12 protein-coding genes are annotated in these 21,179 nt (G+C 68.2%); 3 read left to right on the top strand and 9 right to left on the bottom strand.

The window, feature by feature from the left end; all coding sequences use genetic code 11:
- From DB30_RS28915 to DB30_RS28890, 6 genes are all read right to left on the bottom strand, one after another.
- Positions 1-468 (bottom strand): hypothetical protein (locus tag DB30_RS28915; RefSeq protein WP_146661067.1); only part of this gene is annotated, 468 nt, incomplete at its 3' end.
- Positions 465-1,307: a mechanosensitive ion channel domain-containing protein gene (locus DB30_RS28910; RefSeq protein ID WP_052554978.1), complete on the bottom strand. Its 843-nt coding sequence runs from the start codon at positions 1,305-1,307 to the stop codon at positions 465-467. The genes DB30_RS28910 and DB30_RS28915, both read right to left, overlap by 4 nt.
- Positions 1,307-5,482 (bottom strand): cation:proton antiporter domain-containing protein, encoded by a 4,176-nt coding sequence (locus DB30_RS28905; RefSeq protein WP_146661065.1) that lies wholly within the window; start codon positions 5,480-5,482, stop codon positions 1,307-1,309. Before DB30_RS28905 ends, DB30_RS28910 begins: the two co-directional genes overlap by 1 nt.
- Positions 5,479-6,924 (bottom strand): TrkH family potassium uptake protein, encoded by a 1,446-nt coding sequence (locus tag DB30_RS28900; protein WP_052554973.1) that lies wholly within the window; start codon positions 6,922-6,924, stop codon positions 5,479-5,481. Before DB30_RS28900 ends, DB30_RS28905 begins: the two co-directional genes overlap by 4 nt.
- On the bottom strand, positions 6,921-8,258 hold the full coding sequence (locus DB30_RS28895) for an NAD-binding protein (protein ID WP_052554971.1): 1,338 nt from the start codon (positions 8,256-8,258) through the stop codon (positions 6,921-6,923). The genes DB30_RS28900 and DB30_RS28895 overlap by 4 nt, the downstream gene beginning before the upstream one ends.
- A 5-nt stretch (positions 8,259-8,263) precedes the next feature.
- Positions 8,264-9,694 (bottom strand): cation:proton antiporter, encoded by a 1,431-nt coding sequence (locus DB30_RS28890; RefSeq protein ID WP_052554969.1) that lies wholly within the window; start codon positions 9,692-9,694, stop codon positions 8,264-8,266.
- 309 nt (positions 9,695-10,003) lie between these two features.
- On the opposite strand from DB30_RS28890, the gene DB30_RS28885 reads away from it, so the two are divergent.
- Positions 10,004-10,891 (top strand): hypothetical protein, encoded by an 888-nt coding sequence (locus DB30_RS28885; RefSeq protein WP_052554967.1) that lies wholly within the window; start codon positions 10,004-10,006, stop codon positions 10,889-10,891.
- Positions 10,892-11,171: 280 nt separating this feature from the next.
- Here the strand turns inward: DB30_RS28885 and rpmB are convergent, their stop codons facing one another.
- The gene (gene rpmB / locus DB30_RS28880; protein WP_052554966.1) at positions 11,172-11,408 is read right to left on the bottom strand and encodes a 50S ribosomal protein L28; all 237 of its coding nucleotides are present in this window, start codon (positions 11,406-11,408) and stop codon (positions 11,172-11,174) included.
- Positions 11,409-11,631: 223 nt separating this feature from the next.
- Between rpmB and DB30_RS28875 the strand changes: the two genes are divergently transcribed.
- Together DB30_RS28875 and DB30_RS28870 are read left to right on the top strand one after the other, a co-directional pair.
- Complete coding sequence (locus tag DB30_RS28875; RefSeq protein WP_052554964.1) at positions 11,632-13,350, top strand: aldehyde dehydrogenase family protein; 1,719 nt, start codon at positions 11,632-11,634, stop codon at positions 13,348-13,350.
- Between the two features lie 332 nt (positions 13,351-13,682).
- Entirely contained in the window at positions 13,683-14,555 is an 873-nt protein-coding gene (locus DB30_RS28870) for a transposase (protein ID WP_052554962.1), read from the top strand.
- 306 nt (positions 14,556-14,861) lie between these two features.
- On the opposite strand, the gene DB30_RS28865 is transcribed toward DB30_RS28870, so the two are convergent.
- Together DB30_RS28865 and DB30_RS28860 are read right to left on the bottom strand one after the other, a co-directional pair.
- The gene (locus DB30_RS28865) at positions 14,862-15,662 is read right to left on the bottom strand and encodes a mechanosensitive ion channel domain-containing protein (RefSeq protein ID WP_165703994.1); all 801 of its coding nucleotides are present in this window, start codon (positions 15,660-15,662) and stop codon (positions 14,862-14,864) included.
- A 20-nt stretch (positions 15,663-15,682) separates the two neighbouring features.
- Positions 15,683-21,118, bottom strand: a complete 5,436-nt coding sequence (locus tag DB30_RS28860) for an amino acid permease (RefSeq protein ID WP_052554958.1) — start codon at positions 21,116-21,118, stop codon at positions 15,683-15,685.
- Between the last annotated feature and the right edge of the window lie 61 nt (positions 21,119-21,179).

Raw genomic sequence — 21,179 nt, 5'->3', positions numbered from 1 at the left:
GGGGGCGGAGGCGGGGGCGGTGGCGGGCTGCTCCTGCAGCTGCACGAGCGCCGGCTCGGACCCGGGCCGGATCCCAACCACCGCCGGGCCGCCGGTTGGCTCGACGAGATCGAGCATCACCGGCTGCACCCACCCGCCGCGGTTGCCAGACGGGCTCAGCCCAAAGTTGCGCATGAGCTCGAGGAGGTGCTTGACCGCGGCCGGGTCCTCGCACGGTCGCTCGCCCAGATCGCCTGTCGTCAGCCGCGGCAGCTCGCGCTCGAGCAGCTGCTCGGTCAGCGCGCGCAAGGTCGTCTCGGCGTCCGCGAGCTGGTCGGGGATCTGCGGCGGCAGCTCGGGAAACGCGAGGGGCAGCGCGTCGTCTTCACTGCGGATCCCGAGGATCGGGTCGATCCTGCACCCGCCCAGACCCAGACACGCGAGTCCCCCCAGTCCGCGACAGAAGTCTCGCCGGCTCGACCCGCTCATGATCCCGGCTCCTGTTGTGGCTCGCTCGCGCCGTCGCCAGCCTGGGTTGGATCCCGGGTCAGCTCGAACAGCAACACCCGCAGGTGCCGCTCGACATCGACCACGGCGGTCGCCGCCCAGGTGTCCATGCGGACCTCGACGCGGCCCGTGCGTGGGTCGTGGGTCAGTCGTAGATCGCTGCCGGCCCGTCGGTACACGCTCATCCACACGGCTCGTCGCAGCCGCTCGAGCCCCAGCTCGTCAAACCCTGGACCCGCGACGACCTGCGCTTCGATCGGCGTCGCGGCGCGGCGGCTGCCGACCGTGACCGCGATCCGATCGAACTCGGCCGCGGGCACGTGGGTGATGCCGCCGTCGACCGTGCGCAGACCCACCCGAAGCAGCCCGATCTCGCGGACCGTGCCCTCGAGCTCACCGAGCGTGACCAAGTCACCCTCGCGCACGCGCGAGCGGGTTGCGAGCGACAGCCCGCTGGCGAGGTTTCGCACCTGCGTGGGCGTGGCCAGCCCGGCCAGCGCGATCAAGAGCAACACAGCCACGACCCCCAGGGTCGGCGCGCGCGAGAACACGGGGCGCAAGATCCCGGCCACGCCAACGACCAGGCCAATGATCCGCAGCGCGCTGGCCAACAACCCCAAGCGGTGGCGCGGATCCCTGCCGAGCCGCCAGATCATGCGGACGATCGCGGGCCCGGCCCACGCCAGCGCCCACGCCAGGCCCAGCACGAACGCCAGCCAGATCCCCAGACCCAGCGAGGACATGTGCAGCAGCGCGTCGAACTCCGCCAGCAAGCGGGCGCCAAGGCTGAGCGGGGGCTCGATCGCTAGAGTCTTGTCCATCAGCCAGCCTCCTGGTGCGCGACCGCGAGGTCGCGTAGCTCCGGGGCCAGCACGTCACGCACGTGGCCAGGACAGCACAAGCGATCGCGCTCGTCGACCACCAGCAATTCCGAGATCAACAAGAAGTGGATCCAGCGCTCGAGCTCGACCCCGTCGCGGCGCAGCACGAACGCCAGCGACGGACGATCCAACGGACCAAAGCGGAGCACCGTCGCCAGCAGGGCCAGCGCGGTGCTCGGCAGCTGGCGCACGAAGGGCAGCTGGCGCCCGCCCGCGATCGCCTGCAGCACCAGGGTCTGATCCGTGATGTCGGCGGCGCGGCACCACTCGGCCAGCGCCGCGCGCAGGTTGGCGCCGGCCTTGCGCGCGAGCGCAGCAAAGTAGCGCCGCTGCTGGCCCACGCCCTCGCGCCCGCGCAGCTGCGCCACCACGCGCCGGATCGGTGACAGCGGAAACGACAGCTCGAGGTGACTGATCCGGTGACGGGCCAAGATCACCGACGCGAGCACCTCTGGGTCGAGCGCGCCAAGCTCGACGATCTCCGCGAAGCCCACGCGCAGCGGCCACTGGCGGGCCAGCAGCTGCTGCAGCTCCTGCGAGGCCGCGACGATCCAAAAGCAGGACTCCGAGGTCTGCGCGATCAACTGCGTCAGCAGCTCGAGCTCATCGACCGCGCGCCCACCAACCGGCAGCCGTTGCTCGAGATCATCGATGACGATCACCCGCGGCCGATCGAGCAGCCGGCGCATGACGGCGTCGAGCGTGGCCACGCAGTGCAGCTCGCCCGCGATCGCAGCGACGAACCCTGCGCGGGTCTCGGGGATCCACATCACGTCGCGGGTTGCGAGCTTGAGGGTTGCGACGTTGAGCAGCGAGGTCTTGCCGCTGCCGGGCCCGCCCACGATCAGCACGCCGTTGGCCGCGCGTCGCTGCTGCCAGGCTCGCTCGGCCTTGCTGACGACCCGCAGGATCTCGCGGTTGGCGACGAAGAAGCGTGGATCTCGGATCGGCTGATCCGCGAACAGCACCGCGTACGCCGAGCTCACCCGCAAGGCGTTGTCAGCCTCGATCAGCTTGGCGATCGCCGCCGCCGAGGGCAGGCTCAGGCCCGAGCGCAGCCGGTAGTCGCGGGTCAGCGACGCGGCGAGCTTCGACATGCGGGCGCGCAGCTGAGCCCAGCGCTCGCCGACCCGAGCCGCCACGCGATCGCGCAGCTGACTGAGCTTGCGAAACGCCTGACGGCGAGCGAGGTCGGTCCGACGCGAGACCCAGCCGGTGCCGTCGCCGGTCCCGGTCGCGTCGTTCAAGGCGGCCGCCAAGCGATCGCCGAGACCGTTGAACTCGCTGGCCACCGTCTGCGCCGACTCGACCAGCGCGGCCACGGCCTCGCGGTGGAGCTGATCACAGCTGGCCTGCGCGCGCTCGAGTCCGGCGCGCAGGTTGTCGATCGTCGCGTCCTGGCTCTCGCGGCTGCGGTAGACCTCGGTGAGCAGCTCGACGTCGCCAACGATCGCCAGCGCGGCGTGGTGGGTGTCGGCGACCAGCTTGGCCGCGCTGTCGAGCTCGCGCTCGGTCGCCGGCAGCACGCGGCCCGCGATCTCGCCGTCGATCAGCTCGCGGACGTCGATCTCGCGGGTGTGGACCTCCGCCGGGCTCGGCGCGCTGGCGACGATCTCTGGCCCAACCAGCTGCTTGGCCCCGGTGTCGCGCGCGGCGGCCTCGCGCAGGGCTTGATGGATCACCTTGCTGTCGCTCGACCGGCGCAGCCGCTGCTCGACCACCCGCAGCCGCTTGGCGCCCGGCTTGGGCAACAGCGCGCGCGCGCGCGTCGAGAGCCCGTCGAGATCCTCGGCTTCGAGCGCGTCCTTGCCCTCGAGTTGCTCACGCAACGCCCGCAGCCGCCGCCCGAACGCCCCGAGCTCCTCGTCGATCGTCTCGCTGGCCTTGGTCAGATCCGTGACGCCAGCGAGCCCGTGCGAGATCCGATCGTCGAGCCGACGGATCCGCGCGCCGACCTCGACCGTCTGCCAGCACGAGTCGATCACCTGCGGCCACTGCTCGGCCTCCGCGAGCAGCGTGCCAAGCTCGCGCTCGATCCCCGTCGCCGCCTCGGAGAAGTCCAGCTCGTTGATCGACATCGCGGGCGAGTCGATCCGGGCCAGCAGCAGATGCATCCGCCGCGCGCTCGCGTCGAGCATGCTCTGGACGTTGGCGTGGGCCTGCGCCTCGAAGCTGGTCAGGATCTCGTCGAGGGTCTCCCGGACCTGGCCGGCGTCGAGCGTGCCGTCGAGTGAGCGGCGCAGCGCGTCGGCGAGCCGGGCCTCCGTACGACAGGTCGCACGAAACAGCTCGAGCATTCCGGTCGCCAGCCGCGACTCGAACGCCTCGCGGGCGATCAGCCGCATCGGCAACGAGCGCCGCTTGGCTCGGCGACTGCCAAGGCTGCCCCGAACCCGCCGCCACCCCCGACGCAGGCGCAGCCCGGCCGCGTCGCCCGGACTCGACTCCAACCACCGGGGCTCGAGCGGGACCCGTACGCTCACGTCCAGGCGCTGCGGATGGTTGGCGGCTTGCTCGAACAACGCCGCGAGCTCGTTGGCCAGCATGGTCGCGTCGCTGCGCGGCGGACTCTCGGCCAGCGTGGCGATCTGCGCGACGGAGCTTGGGTCGAGATGCGCGAGCGCGCGGCGCCGCAGCGTGACCCACGGGCCGATCAACCTCGTCACGCCGCGCTCGAGCTCTGTCGCGACCTGCTCGCGCAGCTGCGTGAGCCGAGCTTGGAGGTCGTCGCTCAGGGGATCGAGCGGCACCAGCGAGGCCGGGCCGCGACCCACGGTCTGCCGCGCGTCGGCGTCACCGGCCGCGGCGGACTCGGGCTCCGATGCCCCCGAGCCAGGCAGCTCGCCGGCGCGCTGAAGCCCGATCCGCAGCAGGATCGGCCCGGCCAGCAAATTGATCGCCACCACGGCCATGCCCAGGGAGAAGATCGGCGCCTGCAGCCCCTGGGGCTCGAGCTTGCCCGCCGCGAGATCGACCAGCCCGAGCGTGACGCCGGCCAGCGGCAGGTACGAGTACCAGGCGTTGGCCGACACCGCCGGGCCCTCTTTGCCGATCCGATTGCCGACCCGCGCAGACAGCCAAAACCCGAAAGCCCGGACCAGCACCAAGACCACCGCGAGCGGCAGCACCTGCCACGTCGCGCGGACGTCGATGTCGGCGCCGGCGGTGGTGAAGAACACCACGAACACCGGGAGCGAGACCATCTCGAGCGGGTGGTGGAGGTCGTGCCCGTGCTCCGAGAAGTTGCGAACGGTGAAGCCAGCGACGATGAAGATCAGCAGCAGCTCGAGGTGAAACGCGTGGGCCATCTCGGCCCCGACCAGCACGATCGCGGCCACGAACAGCAGCATCTCGGCCTTGACCCAGCGCATGTACGCGATCAGCCCAGCCCCGATCACCGCGCCCGCGAGCACCGATCGGCCAAGCTCGGCGCCCACGTGAACCAGCACGTCCACGCCCACGCTCCCGCCACCGAGCAGCGCCTGGGCGACCGCCACGCAGATCGCCAGCACGACGACCACCACCAGGTCCTTGAGCACCGCCGCGCCCAGCACCAGCTCCGCGAGCCGGCCCTTGGCGCCGGACTCTGCGACCACCGCCAGCGAGATCGAGGGTGACGTGCCCAGCGACAGCGCCGCGAACACCAACCCGACGCCGATCGCGGCCGAGCTGTCCGCGAGCCCGAGCACGCCAAAGCTCAGCTCGATCGCCACCAACGCAGCCCCGACCAGCGGCGCCGTGATCAGCAGCTTGGCCCCGACCGTTGCGACCAGGGTGCGCGCGAGCTTGAGCAGCGCCTTGGCCTCGAGCTCCAACCCGGCCGTGAGCGCGATCAGCCCGACCGCCAGGGTCTTGAACATGCCCATCTGGTCGACGACCTCGATCGACAGCACCTTGCCGACGTAGGGCCCCAGCACGATCCCAGACAGGATGTAGCCGGTGATCTTGGGCACGCCGGCCTTGGCGAACAGCTCGGCGACCGCGAACGCGGCCAGCACCACGAAGCCGATCGCGGCCAGGGTCAGCGGATCCGCGCTGCCCGATCCTTCGGTGCCGAGCAGGCGAAGGCCGACCATCATGGCCAGCAGCGCGGCGATCACGAACAGGCGCTTCATCGTCGCCACAGCTCCCGCGAGAACACGCTGAGCAGCACGAACAGCTCGAGCCTGCCGGCGATCATGCAAAAGCTGAGGGCGAGCTTGCCGACCGCGGGCACGACCGCGAAGTTCTGGGCCGGCCCGACCGCGTCGAGGCCCGGTCCAACCGATGACAGGCACGCGACCGTCGCGGTCATCGCCGTGACCAGCTCGAGATCCAGCGCGACCAACAGCATCGAGGTCGCGGCGAAGATCAACATGTAGGTGACGACAAACACCAGCACGCCCGAGATCACCGCCGGCGGGATCGCGGTCTTGCCGAGCTTGACCGTGGCGACCACGTTGGGCGACGCCAGCGAGCGCAGCTCGCGGCTCGCAATCTTGAACAGCAGCAGCACGCGGACGACCTTGATGCCGCCAGCGGTCGAGCCCGCGCACCCACCCACGAACATGCACAGGAACAACAGGTAGCGGGCCACGTTCGGGTAGGTGTCGAAGTCCTCGGTCATGAACCCGGTCGTGGTCGTGACCGACAGGGTCTGAAACCCCGCGAACCGCAGCGCCTCGAAGATCGAGGTGTGCCGAGGCAGGATCGTCCACGCGATCACCAGGGTCACGAGCAGGTTCATCGCCAGGTAGAAGCGGGCCTCGGGGTCTTGAAACAGGGTCTTCCAGCGGCCGCGGGCGCACGCGTAGAACAGCCCAAAGTTGAGCCCCGCGACCAACATGAAGAACCCCGTGATCAGATCGATCCCGTAGTTGTGGTAGGCGCCGACGCTGGCGGCCCGATTCGAGTAGCCGCCGGTCCCGAGCGTCGACATCGCGTGGCAGATCGCGTCGAACAGCGGCATGCCAGCGACGAACAACAACACCGCGCACAGCAGCGTGAGCGCAAAGTAGATCCACCACAGCGCGCGCGCGGTCTGCCTGATGCGCGGGCGCAGCCCCTCGCTCGTTGGGCCCGGCACCTCGTTGCGAAACAATTGCTTGGCGCCGACCCCAAGCTGCGGAAACACGGCGACGAACAGCACCACGATGCCCATGCCGCCGATCCAGTGCATCTCGCAGCGCCACAGGTTGCTGGCCCGCGACAGCCCTTCGATGTCGCCCATGACCGTGGCGCCGGTCGTGGTGAAGCCCGAGACGGCCTCGAACACCGCCGCGGCTGGGTCGAGCAGCGCGCCCTCGATCATGAACGGCAAGCCACCAAACACCCCCATCACGGTCCAGATCAGCACGACCACGCCGATCGCGTCCTTGCGGTGGATCTCGTCGCCCTGCTTGCGGCCGACCTGGCGCAGCGCCAACGCCACCAGCGCGCAGCCGACCGCCGACACCAGGTAGGCCAGGGCGCTGCGCCACAGTAGATCGACGAGCGCGAGGGTCAGCGGCGCGAGCATGGTCGCGCTGACGATCGCCATCAGCGGCGCAGCGAGCTTGGCGACCGCGCGCGGGGTCACGCCTTGGTTCCTCCGGTGGCTTGGATCGGCTTGCGGCGCAGGGCCTTCTCGAGCATGGGGATCCGGCCGCCGGGCAGCGCCACCACCAGCACGTCGTCAACCTCGAGGGCCGCCCGCGGCTTGGGCACGCGGTTGCTGCGACCCGCGATGATCAGCGGGACCGCCCCAGGCGGCAGCGGCAGATCCGACACGCGGACGCCGGCCTGGGCCGGACGCAGCTCGACGAGGTCGACCGCGAGCTCGGTCAGCGCGCTGCGCCCGACCAGGATCCCTCGCGGCAGCATGCTGTGGATGACGTTGGTGATGGTCTCGTGCGGGCTGACGGTCCCCGTCACGCCCAGGTGCGAGTACACGCCCGCGTAGCCGGGCCGATGGACCAGCGCGAACACATGCTCGACGCCGAGCTCGCGGGCCAGCAGCGAGGTCATGAGGTTGGCCTCGTCGGAGCCGGTCACGGCCAGCAGCGCGTCGGCCCGGCCGATCTGCTCTTCCCGCAAGAATGAGATGTTGGTGCCGTCGCCGTGCAGGATCTGCACGCCGTGGAGCTGCTCCGCGAGCGTCCAGCACCGGCCGCGATCGCTCTCGATCAAGCGATCGAGCAGCTCGCGGGGACCGAGCAAGCCCGCGAGCTGAACGCCGACGTCGCCACCACCCACGATCGTGGTTCGGGTGGTCCCGGCCGCGGGCGTGAGCTCATGCAGCAGCTCGAGCAGCCGCAACGGGCCACAGGCGATCAGCGCGACGTCACCGAGCTCGGCGTGCTCGACCTCGGAGCACGGCCGCAGCTGGCCAGCGCGGACCACCGCCCGGACCTGCTCGGGCCAGGTGATCGCCCGCGCGCGACTGCGGGCCAGCAACGGCGAGTCCTCCCCGATCACGTGGCTCGCGACTTGGACCAGCCCCGCCGCGCACGGCACCACCTGACGCGCCCGGACCCCCGCGAGCTTGCGCAGCAGCTCGACGCCGACCAGCCGGCTCGCGCACACCGACGCCTCGATGCCGAGCACGCCCAGCTCGAAGCCCCGCTTGGTCTCGTAAAACTTGGGGTCGTCGACCCGCGCGACCGCCCGCGCCGCGCCCAGCGAGCGGGCCAGCGCCGCGCTGACGAGGTTGACCGAGTCGTCGGGCGTGACCGCGATGACCATGTCGGCCCGCGCGACCTCGGCCCGGTGCAGGACCGAGCGATGCATGCCGTTGCCGACCAGGGTCAGGGCGTCGAGGCCCTCCTCGGCGACCGCGAGCTCGGCCGCGTCCGCGTCGATCAGGATCAGCTCCGCCTCGGTCTGCAGCGAGCGCGCGAGGTGGCGACCGACCTCGCCGGCTCCGATGATCACGATTCTCAAGCTTCTGGCTCCTCGTGGCTCGTGACTGGGGGGTCGACGTGGGGGTCGTCTGGAGGACCGTCGCCGCTGTCGATCGCGGGCTCGTTCTGGGGCTCGTCTGGGCCGTGGTTGGCGACAACCGCAGGCGCGGGGACCTCCGCCCGGTCTTCAGACTGGCGATCGACCTTGGCCCGGGGGCGGATCGCCCCTGCGTTGGCCAGCACCCGGCGCAGGGTCCGGACCGCGAACAGGTCGGTGATCAGCATGGGGACCAGGACCGCGCTGAGCACCAGCTCGCCCCGGCTTGGATGCCCCTGCGCGTAGCTGAGCGCGACCGCGGCGGCCAGCGACCCCTGACCGATCAGGCCCCCGCCCACGCGCCGGAACTCCACGCCGTGCACGAAGGTCGAGACCGCCCAGCGCGTGGCCAGCAGCCGCGCGCCCACCCGGGTCACCAGGTAGGCGGCCGGGATCAACCACATCCAACCAATGACCGGGTGCCAGGCGATCCCCGCGAACACCATGAGCAGGATCGACACCGGGCGCCGCAGCTGGTCGAGGTTCTTGCGCAGACGATCCCCGTGAGCCGAGGTCGCCGCGACGACGAGGCCGGCCACCAGGTTGACGAACAGCGGCGAGATCCCCAGCGCCGCGCCGATCCCCGCCGCGAAGATGACCACGCCGATCGTCACCAAGTACAGGCGCAGATCGTCCTCGGCGCCGCCGATGAAGATCGTGAACAGCAGCCCGGTCATGGCCCCGGCCGCGCCGATCAGCATCGACCACTCGACCAAGCTCAGGCCGTAGTCGTCGGCCGCGTCGACGGCACGATCACCGGCCAGCGCGATGCCGAACAACATGATCGCAATGACCTGACCTCCGCTGGCGATATCGCGCAGCAGCACCACGGGCGGCCCCTCTGCTTGCAAGCGCTCGGCCGTGGAGGAGATCGCCGTCGTCGAGGCGATCGCCGCCGCCGCCCCCAAGGTCAGCGCCAACCACAGCGCGTCGTCGGCCGCCCACAGCTGGTACAGCCGGGTGCCGTCGGTCCACACCGGGATCTCGAACATCGGGACGGGATCGTCGAGGTACGCGGGCTCGAGCCACTGCAGCATGGCGAGCACCGTGACCCCGACGATCAGCGCCACGACCACCGACGCGAGCGACCCAGCCAGGAAGTGCTCGAAGCGGCGCAGGGCCTCGCGGGCGTGGAGCCCGACCATGAACCCGAGCAGGCCGAGCAACAGCGAGATCAGTAGATCCAGGGACACCAGCGTGTCCTCGTTGATCAGGCTCCACGGCATCAGCGGCCCGATCAGGACGCCGACGACCGCGTACTCGATACCCGACACCAACGCCACGCGCTCGGCGTAGCGATGGAGCAAGCGGCTGATCAAGAACGCGAAGACGATCAGCGCGACGAGAATGAGGGTGGTGTTGTCTTCCACGTGGGCCGCGGTGTTTTACCCGCGCGGAGCCGACCTGGTCACGGGCAAATGCAAAAACTGTTTTTGAGGTCGGGCTAGATACCTCGCCAACTTCCACGCCATCACTGTCGGCGACTCTCTCGCCGGCTTGCGCTTCGGTGCACTCGAGCAGGGACTGCACCCGAGATCTGGGCGCCACGCCCGATTGAAAGCGCGCCGCGCACGCCACTCCCCTCCCCTCTAGAGTCACCGCACGCCGGCCGCTCCGCGAGGATCGGCTTTCCCTCGCCGCGTGGCGATGGTGTATGGTCGTTCGCTGAGGGGATATCCATGAGCAAGCGTCATCTTACCAACTTTATCAGCGTCGGATTGGGCGGCGTCCTCGTGTTCGCGGCCTGCTCGAAAGAAGAGCAAACCGATGGCACGACCGCGACAACCGTCGCCAACAACTCTTCTGGCGACGGCGACGGCGACACGGGAGACGAGACCAGCGACAGCGGCAAGGACTCTGGCGACGACGACACCGAACCAACCACCTCTGACCCCGGGTTTGTCCCGACCGAGGGTGACATCCCGGGCGCCAACACCTGCGATCCATGGGCCCAAGACTGCCCCGAAGGTGAGAAGTGTGCGGCCTACAACGCCGGCAGTGACACGTGGAACGCCAGCAAGTGCGTCCCGCTCCAGGGCACCGCGCAGACCGGCGACATGTGCACCTACGACGGCGCGAACGCGGGCACCGACGACTGTGACGTCGGCTTCATGTGTTACTACACCAACGAAGAGGCGGTCGGCATCTGCGTGCCGCTGTGCACTGGCAGCGCCGACGATCCGCTCTGCGAAGAGCAATTCAACTGTTCGATCTCCAACGACGGATCGCTGCTGCTGTGCCTGTACTCGTGTGATCCGCTGCTGCAGGACTGCTCGCAAGAGGGCGCGGCATGCTTCTGGGACGGGGCGCAGTTCAACTGCGATCCCGCGGGTGACATCCCGACCAACGAGCCTTGCGGCTACATCAACGACTGCTTGCCCGGTCACTTGTGCCTGGACGCCACTGCGCTGCCCAACTGCGCTGGCGCGGCATGCTGCGCGACCTGGTGCGAGATCTCGAACCCCAATTGCCCGACGCCCGGGACCGAGTGCATTGCGTTCTACGACGACGGTACGGCCCCGCCCGGACTCGAGGACGTGGGCATCTGCGCGATCCCTGGCGCCTGATGATCTCCGCTCGGGCGAGGCCTCTCGCCTGCATGTGGACGCGCGCAACCCCGACTCCAAGCTTGCTTGGGGCCGGGGTTGTTCAATTCGGGGCGAGCTGGCAGCCCATGGCAGCCACGGCAGCCAGACGCACGAATCGCCTCTGGTCCGATTGGACCGAGGCGATGGTTGGTGGCGTGGGGGTGAGGGCGGCCGCGACCCACGTGAGATCCGAGCGTGAGCCCTCGCCGATCGAGGCCCCAGATCTGCTGACCCGGACGCGGCCGGCGGCGACCGGAGCTCAGACCTTTTGGCCGCGCGAGCGCAGCTCGGCAACGATGACTTCGATGCCCTTCTTGTCGATGATCCGCATGCCCTTGGTGCTGATGCGCAGGCGAATCCAGCGGTTCTCGGTGCCGAGCCAGTACCGCTTCCAGCGCAGGTTTGGCAGCGAGCGCTTCTTCGTGCGGATGTGCGAGTGCGACACGTTCATCCCCACGAGGGGCTTCTTCCCGGTGATCTGGCAGACTTGCGACATCTCTGATGCTCCCGAAGGGGTGCGGACATTGGCTGATGCTCCCGGCCGTGTCAACCCGTGGGGGGCTGCCCCGATGTGCGCGCCATCTGGCTCGCGTTGATGCCAAATGCGAGGATAGCGCGCAAGCCGGGGGGGTATCGTGGGTGCAGCCTCCGGTCCCCCCGGGTCCACGCGACCCGGCACGAGACCTCGCCCGAGCTGTGAGAAGTCATCTGGATACGCCATGAACGCCGTTCAAGCCTGGAGCCGCCCTGCCCCTCTCGAGCCCACTCCGATCGCTGCAGTCGACGCCGCGGTCGCTGATCTGCGCGCCAGCGCGGACCGTTGGGTGGCAACGGGGATCGAGGCGCGGATCAAATTGTTGCGTCAGGTCATGATCTCGCTCGAGGCCGAAGCTGACGCGTGGGTTGCGAGCTCGTGCGCGCTCAAGGGCATCGCGCTGGGCACCAACCCCGAGGGGCAAGAGTGGCTGTCGGGGTACCTGGCGATGCCGCGGAGCGTCCGCTACTTCATTCACGCGCTCGAGCACGGCGGGGCGCCGCCGGCCGTGTCCCAGCGCCGCCGATCCACGGGCGAGGGGGATCAGTGGATCGTGCGCGTGTTCCCGCAGACCCTGCTCGACAAGGCGCTGTTCACCGGGTGGAACATCGACTTGTGGCTCACGCCAGGAGCGTTGCCCGAGCAGGGTGGGATCTACCGGCGCAAGGCGGCCGGCGAGACGTGGCCGGGCAAGGTCGCGCTGGTCATGGGCGCTGGCAACCAGATCTTCTTGGGGCCGACCGACATGCTGCACAAGCTGTTTGTCGATGACGAGGTCGTGCTGCTGAAGATGAACCCCGTCAACGAGGTTGATGGCCCGCACATCGAGCGCGCGTTCAAGCCGTTGATCGACGCTGGCTTTGTGCGCGTGCTGTATGGCGGGATCGAGGTTGGCAAGCATCTTTGCGAGCACCCGGGGGTCGACTCGATTCATGTGACTGGCTCTGACGCGACGCATGACGCGATCGTGTGGGGCAGTGATCCCGACGAGCGAGCGCGCCGCAAAGCGACGGGTGAGCGGCTCAACGAGCGGCCGTTCACGTCCGAGCTTGGCTGCGTGTCGCCGTACATTGTCACGCCGGGGCCCTACAGCGAGCGCGAGCTCGACTATCACGCCCGGCAGCTCGCCGCTGCGGTCACGCAGAACGCCGGACACAACTGCGCGGCGCCGCAGGTGCTGATGATCGCGCGAGACTGGGCGTTGCGTGATGAATTTGTGACGCGGGTCGAGCAAGCGATCGCCGCGAGTCCGCCGCGGATTTCGTACTATCCAGGATCCGAGAAGCGCTGGCGCGAGTTTATTGGGAAGTATCCGCAGCACCAGATCATTGGACGCAAAGGCGAGGGCGTGGTGCCGTGGACCCTGGTGACCGATGTGCCGATGAACAGCGGCGAGTGGGCGCTGACGTGCGAGGGCTTTTGTGGGATCTTGAATGTCGTGGATGTGCCGACCGGCGAGCCGACGGAGTTCTTGGAGCTGGCGGTTGCGTTTGCGAACGCCGAGCTGTGGGGGAACTTGAGCTGTTCGTTGATCGTGCATCCGAAGACCCGAAAGGCCGAGCCAGAGGCCGTTGAGCGGGCGATCGCGGGGCTGCGCTATGGGACGGTGGCGGTGAATGGCTGGGCGGGGGCCGGGTGCGCGCTGATGGTGTCTGGGTGGGGTGGGTTTCCGGGGAACACGCAGGCGGACGTGCAGAGCGGGATTGGGATGTCGCATAATAACTTGCTGTGGGAGCCGCTGGAGAAGACGGTGATGGATCTGCCGTTTCGGATTCAGCCGAAGCCGCCGTGGTTTGTGGATCATCGGAACCTGCCGGCGATGGGGCGGGCTTTGGTGATGATGGAGTTCAAGCCTGGGCTTGGGCGGTTGCTGCCGGTGCTGGGGGGGGCGTTGAAGGGGTAGGCTGCGTGGGCGGGCTGGCTCTCCCGGTCTCCCGACCCGGTCTCCCGGTCTCCCGACCGAGGGTCACCCTGCGGGTCTCCCGACCGAGGGTCACCCTGCGGGTCTCCCGACCGAGGGTAGTTGGCTCTCCCGGTCTCCCGACCGGACCCGGACCGGGTCTCCCGACCGTGGACCCGGTCTCCCGACCGAGGGTAGTTGGCTCTCCCGGTCTCCCGACCGAGGGTAGTTATTGCCGAGCCATTACCTTGCCGCTAGCGCGTAGCCTGGCATACAGGCATCCCTGCATCCAATAAAGAATGCAAACTCCGCCACTCCGGGCCGACAGCCCCGGTATGACCCTTCCACGTCCAATCGTTCCCGGTCGAACCTACCTGATCACGCGCCGTTGCTCCGAGCGACGCTTCTTTCTACGCCCCACATCTGAGATCACGCAAATCTTCGAGTACGCCCTCGCACACGCGGCTGCCGACCACAACATCGAGTTGCACGCCTTCGTGGCGATGTCGAATCACTACCACCTCGTCGCAACGGATCCCGACGGGAACCTCCCCGCTTTCCAGCGCGACCTCAACTCGCTCCTCGCACGAGCGATCAACCGCGCCATTGGCCGAAAGCAATCAGTGTGGGACAGCGATTCCTACAACGCCGTACACTTGCTCGAACCGGAGAGTGTGTTGGAGAAGATGGCGTACACGATCCTCAACCCCGTCCGTGCTCGCCTGGTTGGCCGTGCAGTCGACTGGCAAGGAGCCACCAGTGTGGGGATGGGGTGGGAGCAAGTGCGAGTTATTCGCCGACCGACCAAGTTCTTCCGAGAAGAACGCGACATGCCGAAGGAAGTAACCTTGCATTTGACGCCGCCACCAGACACCAACCCGGTCGAAGTCCAAAGCAGGATCGCCGAGGGGATCGCTCGCGGTGAACACGAATCGAAGGCAGATGGGCCACCACTGGGTATGCGCAAGGTGTTGGCGCAATCCCACAATTCGAGTCCAGATAGTGTTGAGCCCTTCGGGGCGTTGAAGCCCCGCTTTGCGGCTCGGTGCGCTGAACTTCGGGCTCTGGCCGTTAGCGAGTATCGACGCTGGGTTGACTCATACCGGGCAGCGTTGGCTCTATTCAACCAAGGGCAGAGGGACGTCGAGTTTCCGCTCGGCACATATCGGATGTGTCGAGAGCTCGGCTGTCTCGAGTCTCCTGCTTGAGACAACTGAGACTTGCTGGCTGGAGGTGTTTCGCTGGGCGAAGCGCCGCTTCCTCGCGACCGGAGGTCCGGGTCGAGGTCGTGCGACGGCCCGACAACTGCTCGAAAGCCCTACTTTGGAGACGCTGGTCGCACCCAATGTGATGATCACTACAGCGGCCTGGCCACATTTAGGAATCACACTTCCGCGGCCGCAGCGTTCTTCGGTCGCTAGAGGGCCCCCTGAGAAACAACCCTCGGTGCGGGCTAGGCGGTGCGGGCTAGGGCGGTGAGAAACAACCCTCGGTGCGGGCTGGGGCACACGCCATCACCCACCCCCCAACCCACGCCGCACAGCCGCCTCAATCGCCGGCCCATGCTCCCGCCCCAACGCAAACACACACACCCGCACCCCACCCCCCGCCAGCGCCTCCACCTCGGGCTCCCGCACCACCGAGGACCAATGCGAATTCATCGCCAGCCCCTTGATCAACGCCATCGCAGCCAACGGATCCCCCTCCCCCTCCCCCTCCCCCAGCCCCACATCGAGCTCCACATCAAACCCATACCGGTGCACCCCTTCAACCCGACGCGTACGCACGATCGCCCCCCGAGACAACCGCCCATAAGGCACAAAGACCTCCGTCCCATCATCCGTCTCGAGCGTCAGCGTCCGGTACCCAAGCCTCCGCACCACCCCAGCCCGCTCCTCCACCACCACCCGATCCCCCACCTCGCACTGCTGCCCAGCCCGGATCAACATCCCATTGACGAAGTCCCGAATCGGAAACCACAGCACCCCAAACATCCCAAAGAACAGCACGGTCAAGATCACCGAGCTCTGCCCCTTGAACACAATCGGGACCGCCAACAGCAAATACACCAACGCCGCCGTAGCCTCGAACACCGGCCGCAACCGCCCCAGCGCCCCGCGCCGCGCCTTGCTCATGGGGATCACCGCAAGCAGCCGCCGCAGCGCCCCAAGCAGGCCGAACAGCACAAACCCAAGCACCACGAACGCAACCAACCCGAGCCCGGTCACGGTCAGCTCGTCGAGCCCATCGAACACCGAGATCCCAAAGCTCTCGAGCCCAAGGCTGTCGCCCCCCTGCTCCCCAGGCACACCCACGCCCCCCAGCATCGTCTGGCTCACAGGTACCCCCGCCCGCGCAGACTCGCGACCACCAAGTGCAGCACGTAGCTGTTGATCTCCATCGCCCCCTGCTTGTCCTCGCTGATCAACCCCATCCGCGCCAACGCATCCAGCGCCCGGTCCAGCACCGCCGCCTCGAGCCCCGAGATCCGCACCAATCGCGCCCGGGTCAGGCGCTTGTGCAGCACGAACTGCAACAACAGCGCGACCCACTCGAGCTTGAGCCGGTCGAGGACCTCCAGCGTTGGCGCCTTGGGCGAACGCATCACCAGATCCTCACCATCCAAACGCTCGATGTGTGTGATCCAGCTGTGCAACGCCACCCCCACAAACCCACCCGAGTAATCAAAGTGCCGCGTGAACAACCGCGCCCGGTTCCAGGCCGGGAGCTCGTCCTCGTCGCGCCCATCCACGACCCCGTGCAGCCCCGTCGAGCGATGCCGGCCTTCGATCACGTCCTTGAGCTGCTCGGCGGTGAACGGCTGGCACTCGACCACGGCCAGCGCCTGATCAGCCAGCGGGACCGCCCGTGACACGAACCGATACGCGTTGATGTTGAGCTCGAGGATGAACAACACCCGATCCCCATAGCGATCAATCAACTCGCTGAGCTGCTCGAGCACCGCGAGGCCGCTGAGCGAGCGCTCCCACCACAGCTCCAGATCATGAAGCATCACCACGCTCCCAGTCGGGATCGCGGTCATGATGTCGTCCCAGCTGCGACTCAGCTCCGGGCTGAGCTTGAGCTCCTTCTCGATCCGCGACCTGAACAACGCGGCGTCGGCCGAGCCCCCCCGCGGCGGCAGGATGTTGTACTTGTTGCGCTTCTCAAAGTGCTTGCGCGCGGTGTAGCGAGCCAGCGAGGTCTTGCCGCTGAGCCCCTCGCCAACGATCAGCAGCGCCCCCTTGTGGCCCTGCCTCCAGTTGCGCACGGCCCCCGCGATGTCTTCAATCTCGCGCTCGCGTCCAACCCAAAATTCCATGCTCACCCGCGCCTGGCCCAAGAACGGCTGCGAGTAATAGAACGGCAGCGTGTCGAGGACCTCGGGCTTGGGGCTGTTTGCGTTGACGAACTCGAGCACCTGCTCGACCACGTTGCCGCGCTCGGCGGTCTGAATCCGCCGCGCCAACAACACGCCCGCGCTCCAGCGATACAGCAGCCGCACGAGCAGGCGCTTGGACAGGCGCTGGGCCCAGCGGGTCGCCCCGCCAACCTTGGACAGCGCTCCCCCAGATTGCTCGTGGCGCACGTAGAGCTTGAAGCTGTCCTCCGAGCCGGTGATCACGTAGGCCTCGGTGCGGTCCAGGATCTTGCCGAGCTGCGCGTCGATCCGCTCGCCCAAGCTCGACGCCAGCGCGCGCAGCTGCTCGAGCTCACCATCGAGCCGACCCAGCCCGTTCGCAATCACCGGGCCCACCCGCTCGGCCAAGCTCAGCTCGACGTCCGCGTGCGCAGCCTCGTACTCGGACAAGTTGAACGACACCAAGTGCAGCACGTCCTGCGCGACCCCAACAGCCCGCTGCTCGGCCAGCGCGACCCGGGCGGTGTGCTCGCGCAGCCCGCCAAGGAACTCGGCCTGGACCATGAAGTCAACGAGCCGCCGCAGCGAGACCGTGAGCACCTCGGTCTCCTCGAAGGGCTGATCCTCGAGATCCATCAAGGCGTCGTCACCGATCACCTCGATCGCGTCGGGCAGCTCGACGCTGGCGGCCTGGGCTTCGCGGGCCAGCTCTTCGACCATGCGCTTGTCGTCAAATTCACTGCGCAGCTCGTGGGCGAAGCGCAACTTTGGCAAGCCTGCAGCCAGCTCGGCGCTTGGGTCCGGCCCGGCCTCGATCGCCTTGCGGTACTCGACCAAGGACTCGCGCAGGAGCTCGGCGCCCCGCAAGATCCCAGCTTGGATCGTCATCGCCGTCGAGTCCTTGGTCCGCTCGACGATCGCCCGCAGCCGCTGCTGGAACCCAGCGTTGTGGAGCTCCAGCGACGCACGATTGAGCACCAGCTGCCGGTTCTTCCGCCACACGCCGGCGGCCTCGAGCAAGCTGGCGTCGAGCGCCTCGGCCTGCTTGGGCAGCCGACGCTCGCTGCGGATCAAGGCCTGGATATCGAGCCGCGCCGTGTCGTCGGCGAAGCTCTGCGCCAAGCTGCGCGAGGCATGCAACAGCTGATCTCGGCTCTGCTCGCTGCGCTTGAGGGTTCGCGCCAGCAGCTTGTCGAGCCGCTCGAGCACCAACTCGCGGCGCTCGGCGATCCGCGCGGCGAGCTCCTGCTTGGCCCGCTCGCGCGGCCCAAGCGGTTGGTCTGGATCGAGCGGTGTCAGCCCCGAAGGCTCGAGCGACACGGTCCCCGACGGCTCCGACCCCGGCTTGGTCGCGGTCTTGGTCGAGCGCGACGCGGGGATCTCGACCAGGCGCAGCGCGAACTCGTCGAGGGCGTGCCGGGCCTCGGACATGGAGCGACCGATCTCCAGCAGCACCTGGTAGCCGTCGAGCGCCATGTCGTCCAAGGCCAGCGCCAGCGCCGATCGGCTGCGGTAGCGCAGGTAGTAGTTGTACAGCGGCGTGGCGTTGAAGCCGTAGCTCAGCTGCGGACCCTGAAACAGATGCCGGACCCGCAGCCGCCGCTTGGCGCGGCGCAAGCTCGCGGGATCCTCGGGCCCGGCCGCGAGCACCTGCGGATCGCGTGCGACGTTGAGGGTCTTGGGCGCCTCGCGCTCGAGCTCGTTGAGATGCCCGAGCCAGCCTTCGACGCGGTGCTCGAGCGCGTCGACCTGCGCGGTGAGTCGGTCGCTCTCGAACTCGGACAGCGCCCGCCGGGCTTGAAACAAGAACCCGCTCTGGATCTTGTTGAGCTGCTTGCGCTGGCGCAGGACCACGCGCTCCCCCAGCGCCTTGCCGAGCTGATCGAAGGCCCGATCGACGACCCCACGCAGCTGCTCGATCAACGCGGCGTCATGGGCATAGATCAGGCCCACGCACTCCGTGTGAAATTCGAGCGCGAGCTCGTCGTGGGCCAGCGAGAGCTCGCGGGCGGCGGCCTTGAGCTCGCCTGGCTCGGGCGCCCGCAGCGGGATCAGCTCGACCCCGTCGAGCTCGTCGCCGGTCAGCGAGCGCTCGCTGCGCTCATCCCGAACCCGCGTGCCGCTGCCGTGACCACCCCCGCCGCGACCCGCGTGGCCAACCCGCTGCAGCACCGGCTCGAACTGGCTCGCGCCGCGGGTCACGAGCACGCTGCCGATGTCGTCACACAGCTGATCGAGCGCGGCCATTCGCTCGGGGTGCTCGCCCAGCGGCCCGGCCGGGAGCCCAAGCACGACCAAGTCGGCGTCGCCAGACTCTTGCCGGACCCAGTCGTACAGCGGTCGGTTGCCGATCGCGTTGTTGAACACCTTGACCGCCCCCTGGATCCGGGCGTCAGCGAGCGCCCGCTGGGCAGACTTGAACAGCGCGTCGCCGCGGCTGGGATCATCGTTGAGCAGCAAGAACCGCAGCTCCGAGCGCCGCCAGTCGTCGGACATGCTCAAGAATCGGATCAGCGCCATCTCGAGCTCGAAGCTGCCCTGGGTCGGCGTCCACCACAGATCCACGCGGTTGTTGGTGCCAAAGTCCCGCTTGGGATCGCGGGCCAACAACAACAGGCTGAAGTCGAGGGCGACCAGCTCGTCGAGGGTGTTGGCGAAGCCGGCTCGATCGTGGCGCTGCTCGGCCCAGTTGATCAGCACGGTGTTGGGCTCGAGCCCCGCGAACCCATGAAACCGCGCGATCGAACGCACTGTCGCCCAGGGATCCTCGGTCTCGACCTCGCGGGCGAAGCGGCCGGCGATCGGCGTGACCTCGCCGTCTTCCTGCTTGTCTCGCTCCTCGCTTTGCCGGCCAGTCCCGGACTCGCCAGGATCCCGGCCAGGATCCCGGCCAGGATCCCGGCCAGCCCCGCCGCCCTGCGCCGCCTCCTCGCGCCGGTCCTTCGAGGTCCGCAGGCGAAAGTCCGTGAGCACGCCACGGTCGCGGATCAGCTCGTTGCCAAACGCGAGCAGCGGGCCGTGATCCTGCAGCTCGCGCCAGCTGAAGCTGAGCACGTTGGGCCGCCAGCTGCGTTGCCCGCGGCCGCCCGCGTCGAGCTGTTCGAGCCCCCAACGCACCAGCGAGGACCACACCCCGGCCCAGGTGTCGCCGGACTCGAGCGCGAGCTCGCGCCGCTTGAGCCACGCGAACAGGCCAATGAACACCAGCGTCGCCGCCGCGGTCGCGGCGATGTCGAGCTGGATCATCATGAGCACGCAGACCAGCGCCCCGACCACGCTGAACATCCGCGGGATCCGAAACTCTGGGCGAAAGTCGGTGCTCGCCCAGCTCTCGATCGCGCAGCTGAGGTTCAAGAACCCGTAGGTCGCAATGAAAAAGATCGAGACCACCCGCGCGATCGCGTTGAGATCGCCGATCAGGATCCCAGCCTCGCCAATCGCAAACGCGATCAACAGCGCCCGTCGCGGCTCGTTGTCCTTGCCGTGGCCCTTGGCCAGCCACACCGGGGTCACGCGATCGCGCGAGAGCGCCTGCAGGATCCGCGGCGCGCCCATGATGCTGCCCAACCCCGAGCTCAAGGTCGCGCCCCAGATCCCCGCGATGACCAAGAACCCCCAGCGCGCGTGGTCGGCCAGGACGTTGGAATTGTTCAGCAGCTCGTCAACTGGGATCTTCCAGGCCAAGAACAGCGCCAGCGACACGTAGACGATCAGCCCGGTGGTGATCGCCGCCATCGTCCCGACCGGGATCGACTTCTTGGGATCGCGAAGATCCCCCGACATGTTCACGCCAGCGGTGAACCCGGTCACCGCCGGAAAGAAGATCCCAAAGATCATGGCGAGCGACGCGCCGCCCTCGGGGACCTTGAGGTGCATGCCCTCGGCCGGAGCCGCGCCCGGCGACAGCGCGATCGAGATCAGCGAGAGCACGATCGCACCCAAGATCACGTACTGGGTCTTGATCGCAAAGCTCGTTGAGATGAGCGTGACGATCGTCAGCAGCACGATCGTGATCGTCCCGCAGATCCGAATGTTGTCGATGCCCCCGTCGAGCCCGAGCTGGGCCAAGAAGCTCTCGCTAAAGCCGATCACGTACAGCGAGATCGAGAACGAGAGCCCAACGAACAGCGCCAGGCCCAAGGTCCCGCCGATCGGTAAGCCAAGGCTGCGCGAGACGATGTAGTAGGGCCCGCCCGCGCCAACTTTCTTGTCGGTTGCGATCGACGAGATCGACAGCCCGGTCATCACCGAGATCAGGTGCGCGGCGGCGATGACACCGAGGGCGACCCACAGCCCGCCATTGCCCACCACCCACGGCAGCCGCAGGTACATGATCACGCCGAGGATCGTGAGGATCGAAGGTGTGAAGACACCGCCGAAGGTGCCGAATTTCGTGGAGCGTTTGGCCATGGAGGCGGGAGCGCCAATTTACGCGGGCAGACGCGGCGCGGGCCAGCGATGCGCCAGTCTT

Source organism: Enhygromyxa salina, assembly GCF_000737335.2.
GTDB lineage: Bacteria > Myxococcota_A > Polyangia > Nannocystales > Nannocystaceae > Plesiocystis > Plesiocystis salina_C.
The sequence above is the reverse complement of the archived record's forward strand: the minus strand, read 5'-3'. Positions and strand labels throughout refer to the sequence as shown.

Coding starts and splice junctions, on each gene's coding strand:
- DB30_RS28905 (WP_146661065.1), bottom strand. CDS start 5,482: ATGAAGCGCCTGTTCGTGATCGCCGCGCTGCTGGCCATGATGGTCGGC.
- DB30_RS28910 (WP_052554978.1), bottom strand. CDS start 1,307: ATGGACAAGACTCTAGCGATCGAGCCCCCGCTCAGCCTTGGCGCCCGC.
- DB30_RS28860 (WP_052554958.1), bottom strand. CDS start 21,118: ATGGCCAAACGCTCCACGAAATTCGGCACCTTCGGCGGTGTCTTCACA.
- rpmB (WP_052554966.1), bottom strand. CDS start 11,408: ATGTCGCAAGTCTGCCAGATCACCGGGAAGAAGCCCCTCGTGGGGATG.
- DB30_RS28885 (WP_052554967.1), top strand. CDS start 10,004: ATGAGCAAGCGTCATCTTACCAACTTTATCAGCGTCGGATTGGGCGGC.
- DB30_RS28870 (WP_052554962.1), top strand. CDS start 13,683: ATGACCCTTCCACGTCCAATCGTTCCCGGTCGAACCTACCTGATCACG.
- DB30_RS28875 (WP_052554964.1), top strand. CDS start 11,632: ATGAACGCCGTTCAAGCCTGGAGCCGCCCTGCCCCTCTCGAGCCCACT.